The organism is Microcystis sp. M53603_WE2 (assembly GCF_030065435.1).
Genome location: NZ_JASJFF010001313.1, coordinates 1 through 5,672, shown reverse-complemented (window position 1 = coordinate 5,672; position 5,672 = coordinate 1). Strand labels below are relative to the sequence as shown.

At 38.4% G+C, this 5,672-nt stretch carries 7 protein-coding genes; 3 read left to right on the top strand and 4 right to left on the bottom strand.

The window, feature by feature from the left end; translation table 11 throughout:
• Positions 1-293: 293 nt before the first annotated feature.
• The 3 genes from PX481_RS27535 to PX481_RS27525 all read right to left on the bottom strand — a co-directional run bounded on the left by PX481_RS27535 (position 294) and on the right by PX481_RS27525 (position 1,692).
• On the bottom strand, positions 294-884 hold the full coding sequence (locus tag PX481_RS27535; RefSeq protein ID WP_012266366.1) for an RES family NAD+ phosphorylase: 591 nt from the start codon (positions 882-884) through the stop codon (positions 294-296).
• Positions 884-1,324 (bottom strand): hypothetical protein, encoded by a 441-nt coding sequence (locus PX481_RS27530; RefSeq protein ID WP_288097125.1) that lies wholly within the window; start codon positions 1,322-1,324, stop codon positions 884-886. The genes PX481_RS27535 and PX481_RS27530 overlap by 1 nt, the downstream gene beginning before the upstream one ends.
• 188 nt (positions 1,325-1,512) lie before the next feature.
• Positions 1,513-1,692 (bottom strand): hypothetical protein, encoded by a 180-nt coding sequence (locus PX481_RS27525; protein WP_045362503.1) that lies wholly within the window; start codon positions 1,690-1,692, stop codon positions 1,513-1,515.
• A 303-nt stretch (positions 1,693-1,995) separates the two neighbouring features.
• Here PX481_RS27525 and PX481_RS27520 point away from each other — a divergent pair, with 303 nt between their 5' ends.
• The 3 genes from PX481_RS27520 to PX481_RS27510 all read left to right on the top strand — a co-directional run bounded on the left by PX481_RS27520 (position 1,996) and on the right by PX481_RS27510 (position 5,066).
• Positions 1,996-2,229, top strand: coding sequence for a DUF1830 domain-containing protein (locus PX481_RS27520; protein WP_159294138.1), 234 nt, complete (start codon positions 1,996-1,998; stop codon positions 2,227-2,229).
• 209 nt (positions 2,230-2,438) lie between these two features.
• On the top strand, positions 2,439-2,882 hold the full coding sequence (locus PX481_RS27515) for a hypothetical protein (RefSeq protein ID WP_288097121.1): 444 nt from the start codon (positions 2,439-2,441) through the stop codon (positions 2,880-2,882).
• Positions 2,883-2,915: 33 nt separating this feature from the next.
• On the top strand, positions 2,916-5,066 hold the full coding sequence (locus PX481_RS27510; RefSeq protein WP_288023483.1) for a pentapeptide repeat-containing protein: 2,151 nt from the start codon (positions 2,916-2,918) through the stop codon (positions 5,064-5,066).
• Between the two features lie 78 nt (positions 5,067-5,144).
• On the opposite strand, the gene PX481_RS27505 is transcribed toward PX481_RS27510, so the two are convergent.
• Positions 5,145-5,351 carry a UPF0223 family protein gene (locus PX481_RS27505; RefSeq protein WP_002740011.1) on the bottom strand — a complete coding sequence of 69 codons (207 nt, stop codon included), beginning with the start codon at positions 5,349-5,351 and terminating at the stop codon, positions 5,145-5,147.
• Between the last annotated feature and the right edge of the window lie 321 nt (positions 5,352-5,672).

Genomic DNA, 5,672 nt, shown 5'->3' with positions numbered 1-5,672 from the left:
GTGGGTGCATCTGACATTAGCAGAAATACCGACAATCAGCAATTATTAGTGACTCTTAAATGATGACAAATGTATCAGCAGCTGCCTGTAAGCATCCCACCGAAAAGCTAATGCGCGGGGGGTTTGGGGGCGGCGCCACGCCCCCAACGGGGGGTTTGGGGGGTAGAACCCCCCAAAGGCTTGGATTGAGTGATAAAATCGGAAGTAATGCCCGATTTTAAAAGAGAGTTTCCCCGTAAAAATCCCAATTGGTAGATTGACAAAAATGAGATGCACCTATTGCAAAAAGATACTTATTCTTGAATAAGAGCATAATCATAATGCTCCAAAATTTCACCTAAACAGGATGAATTATCATCGTATAAATTACCTAAGTTGTCTTCTTGCAAATGGTTTCTAACCCGATCAAAAAGCCCAACGGAATAGACACTATCATCATGACGAGAACGGTATCTAATCCCATCTACTCCTTGGGGATGTTCCCAAATTGCCTGCCCCCAAGTCCGACAATATTCATAATCACCAGAAGAAATGCGGGCATCTATTCCTATGCGAACAAGGGCCGGCCCCGTTAAGTCGGCCAACACTAAAGTGCGATCGCTTCTAATTCTAAAAAGATTTCTATTTCTTAGGGCTGTAACGGTTACGGCTCCGTCAAATGTTCGTCCAAAACATTCAATAAAGGTACTGTACTCATCACCCACATAGAGAAGCCCATAGCCCTGATTTGGCCCATCGAAACGACCGCTACCACTGCGGTCAAAATGAAGACTAGAAAGGTGTCCGGTTTTATTTAATCTTAGCCAGGGGCCTGGGGTTTCAATGACGGGCAATTGACGCTGACTAAAATCGTCTGGTGGGAGGGGAAAAGGAGGCAAACCCATTACGCCGCGCTATGACTCCCGTAGCACTTAGCGGCCCAAACCACTGGCTCGATTTCTCCCTTTTGGAGTTTTTCTAGCGGGGTTGCTCCCTCTAAACGAATATCACCCGTAAGCAGAAAGAGCATTTGTGTCCAAGCACCATCTTCTTTTAAAACGGCTAACACTTGGTCTAAACCTGACAAAACTTTGCCATCAATAAATTGCCAAGCAGGATAAACTAATTCCTCGTTGACACATAAACCTAAGACCCGATGATTGAGCCTCATAGTTTCTAATTCCAAAGAACTACAGGCTAAAACACTACAAACCTCGGTGCTGGTTAAGGTTCCGCCTTGCTTAGATAGGAACCGCTTCTTCGCTTCTTCGCCTCGTTTAATAGCAGCTGCCAACGCAGGGGCCAAAGCTAAAGGAGATTGTGTTTTTTGCATGGATTCTAACATTTTTAAGCAACCCTACCACCGCGAACGTATTTTGAATCCTTGATTAGTTTTTAGGAAGACCCTATCTACCCCTAATAATAACAGATGGTGGGCATTGCCCACCATACATATAGCAATTCTATTTGAGATTTAAACTGTCACCTATTGATAACAAGGGACTTAAGCCCCTTGTCTATGTTAACCATCATTTAGTCTCCTTTTTTTTCGCTGTGCATTAACTTTAACCCTACATTAACGTACAGATGGGCAATCGTTATCGGATTAATTGCTTCTGGCAGCCGTCCTGCATATAGCGGTACAGAGAGTCCGGCTAGAATCAAGAGTAACCCCAGATTCTTTTTGAGATTAAATTTGTCGTTAGTTTTCATAACATTTGTGAAATTATACACCTCTTTTATATCAAGCAACGTTATTCTATGTCATCCAATAAAAGTTGTAACTTTGATACTTTTTTAGGCTTTAAATTTGTAATAATTATTGGTTTAACTTTGCAATAATTATTAGTTTAAAGATTCAATAATTGTTAGTTTAACTTTGCAATATCTGTTGGCTCAAAGATGCAATAATTGTTGGTTTAACTTTGCAATAATTATTGGTTTTCAATTCCAGAATTTTGAATTATCGTACATACATAACGTTCATCCCGTATTGCAGAAATGGAGGGGAATGGTATGTCGAATGCAACTGTTAATCAAGCAATTATCAACTGTGTATATGTAAACCGCACAGAAAAAACAGCTATTCTCAAAATTGACTTTATGGGACAATGGCTAGAGCGAGTCGTTGAGGTGGGCCAAGATTTTTGTTTTAAAGCTCCTGAATGGGGACACTTAGAGATTTTTACCTATGAAATGGCTACGATGATTCTGGAGGATAGAATTCCCTGTCGAGAATTGGCGATATAAGGGAGGATTTGGGCAATAATTATTGGTTGATTTCTCTTTTGGTTTTATGGGACTATCTCAGAAGCAATATAACTCTCCGGTTATTATTGCAATCGACCATTTTAACAATGCCGTATTTTAAAAAGTATCGGCGACTACAGGCGACCTATGTTAGTTCCCTTAAGATTGAAAAGTCATCCGACCAGATGTTTTATGCAAGGATATCTTTTATGGCAAACTCTAGACCTCGATCTCGATCCTCGTCTGATCCCCAAAATCCATCACTGTCACTGTGTGATGCCCAAAAGCAGGCAAGAAACTGTGGTTTGGATATACCCAAGCTACAAGCTTTATTGCAAGAAATCGAACCCCTATCTGATAAATATAAGGAGATATTTTATCGGGCGGCTACAGGACTTTATTCCGCCGATGACCTGGCTAAAATGTTCAATCATAGCCAAAAAAATCTAAACGCGGATTTCAACAAAAATCTAGGATCCCATCTTAAGGATTACCTTGAGTTAGATGAGCGGGTGGGAATTACTTCCCTAAGAAGGATTCTTTTCAAGAAAGGTTATTGCGTCATTAACGATATTTTGACAAGCAGATACGTAGAGAATTCGGAATTAGAACGATCTGCCTCAGACAAAATTAGTACAGAATCAGAACACTGAAAACTAGCCCATTTTTGAGGAGATTAATTTCAAATGAAAACTGAAAACTTATTGGACGTAACAAAATTGGCCAGTCCCCATCTTGACACAAGTGATGTATTGGTATTGTTAGCTCAACTAAAAAATGAAAAGGATAGAGATCGCCGGGCGGGGATTATCAGAAAAATAGGACAATACTATCCTGAATCTCAAGCAACTCAAATCTCTGAGCTTCAAGTAATAAAAACGCTTTTAGATTTGGGCAATGATGTAGGTTCTGACGATTTTTTTAAATACGAAATTAAGCTTAGTTTGCATAAAATTTCGGACAAAATTGCTGCTCACTCTGATGTAGATATTGACTTTTTTCTCAAAAATCTAGCAATATTTCAATCCCAAGAAAATACTTATCAAGCTCCAAAAGTCTTAATTGATGCTGATCTGATTGAAGAGTTTTTATTACGAAATCAGACGACTCTTAACAGGGAAGCTACTAGGGTTATGGGACTTGTTTTAGAGGGAAAAATTAATCCTTACATTGGGGAAATGGGATTAATCAAAATTTGGCATAATATCAAAAATCTGAAATCTCAAGAATATGCCAATCGTTTGATCATTGAACTTCTGAGTAAGATTAACGTCGGTCAAGTTAACTTGAAAGACATTGACCTAGAAAAATATCCTAACGTTAACTTAAAAACGGCAATTCAAGTTGAGATTGCCAGAAAGTATAGCCTAGAAAGTATTATCACCATCAGAGATCGAGAATTCATTGCCAGTGGGTATCCTTTTGTGGGTTCTCCTTCCCTATTCTTACAGTTTTTAGGGGAAGATACCTCGCCAGCATCTATCGAAAGAACTCTCAAAAATCTCGGTAAAGCGGCAATGGAAAATGAAAAAGTAAAACTCAATCAGCTTTTAGAAAACGAGCCTCAACACAACTTATTCTTTGAAGATAATCTTTTGCTTTTTCAAGGCTGGAAAATTGAGAACTTTGAAATTCTTTGTGCTAATAACAATTTAACTGCTGCGACAGTTATCCTATGTAATACAAAAACCCAAGAGCGTTACACTGAATCAGCCTTTAAAAAAGGTTCAGTAGATGCACTTTTTACTGCTTTTAATGAGGCTATAGCTCATTTAGTTGAAATTAAACATGACCTTAAATCTGTCTATTTGGCCAACTTAAAAAAAGGTCAACAAGGAGACGTAACTGTCAAGGTGGCGGTCGAGTATGATGGTAAAGAAGTTATTACCATCCACACCCATGAAAATATTCTCAAGGCTTATTTTTTCGCCTACGTCAAAGCGATGATTGCCGTTTATGCACCCGATGAATATCACCCCGATATTCATAGCACAAAAGAATTGACATATTTGTACAAAATTGGCCGACGAGATTTTCATGGACTGAATTTCAGCCAAGTCAATTTAATGGATGGTGAGGCCAATCTTTCCGATGCAAAATTGATGGGATGTAACTTCAGTAAGGCTAATCTTTCGGGGGTTAATTTAACTAATGCTGATTTAACAGGAGCCGATTTAAGTCATGCCAATTTGAGCAAAGCTAATTTAACGGGAGCTAACTTGACCGATGTTAAATTAGATGAAAATAATCTAACCCTCCTTGATGGCACAATTTTGACTAACACAATTATGCCTGAAATTAACATTGAAATTAGCGGCGAATCCCGTTTAGAAAAGGTTGCTCAACTACTCAAACACATTGATCCTAAAAGTCAATCTCGAATCTTGGCTATTCACTCCATGACAGATTGCATCTGGTGGGATAATCCCCTTGGTCAAAAATTCTGGGAAGTTAACCAAGAACTAATCAAAAGAGGGATTTCTATTCAACGAGTTTTTATTCTTCCTGAAGTTCCGACTCCAAAGCATTTACAGGTGATTCAGGAACAACTTAACTCTCGCATAGAAGTTGCTTGGATTTGTCAGGAAAAAGCCAAAGATATTGAAGGCTATCGTTGGGATGATACTAACCTATTGATTAGTGAAAACTTATCTGTTCCCAGAAATTCTTTTACAGCGAGAAGAACTATGAATGGTCAAACAGAATCAGGTTATATTTCCTATCAAACAAGAGTTGTCGAGACAGATAAAAGTATCTTTAACGCTCTATGGGAAAAATCTGAAAAACTCTCTACTCAAGCTAATATTCAGGAACAATTAGCAAACCTGAATACCTGACCCCGAACTTTATTGTTTTATTAACTGATGCTCACAATGCGATCGCTCTTTCTATTCTATTTTGATAAAAAGCGATCGCTAAAAAGAAATTTCTCGGTCGTTTGTCACACAATCCTGAAGATATAAATCAATTAGTTCCTGATAAGAAATTCCTTTTTCTTTTGCTTTTTTTTCAAAGAAATCAATGACATCAATCCTTAAAGGTAAAGTGACCTGCCGCTTGAGTTGTTGAGCAAAAGGATTAGGACGACTTTTCATATTAGCGAGATCATACTCTGATTTCATAAACAATAACCTCGATGAGGACAGTATAGTATTTTGGTTAAATTTAACGACTCAATTATAATACATACAATCAAATTAACGATAGTTCGCTCTTAAAAAATTTTTCTCTCTCACCTCAGAAAAACTGCGATCGCTCTTTCTATTCTATTTTGATAAAAAGCGATCGCTTCCCCACAATCCCTAAAAAATAACCATAAAATTAATTAATAAGTGGGTAGGCGTTAAAAATTATCAGATGCCCCCCTTATTAAGGGGGATCCCCCCGCCTATCGGCACCCCCCTTATCAAGGGGGGCAGGGGGGATCGAACCTAAAATCCATT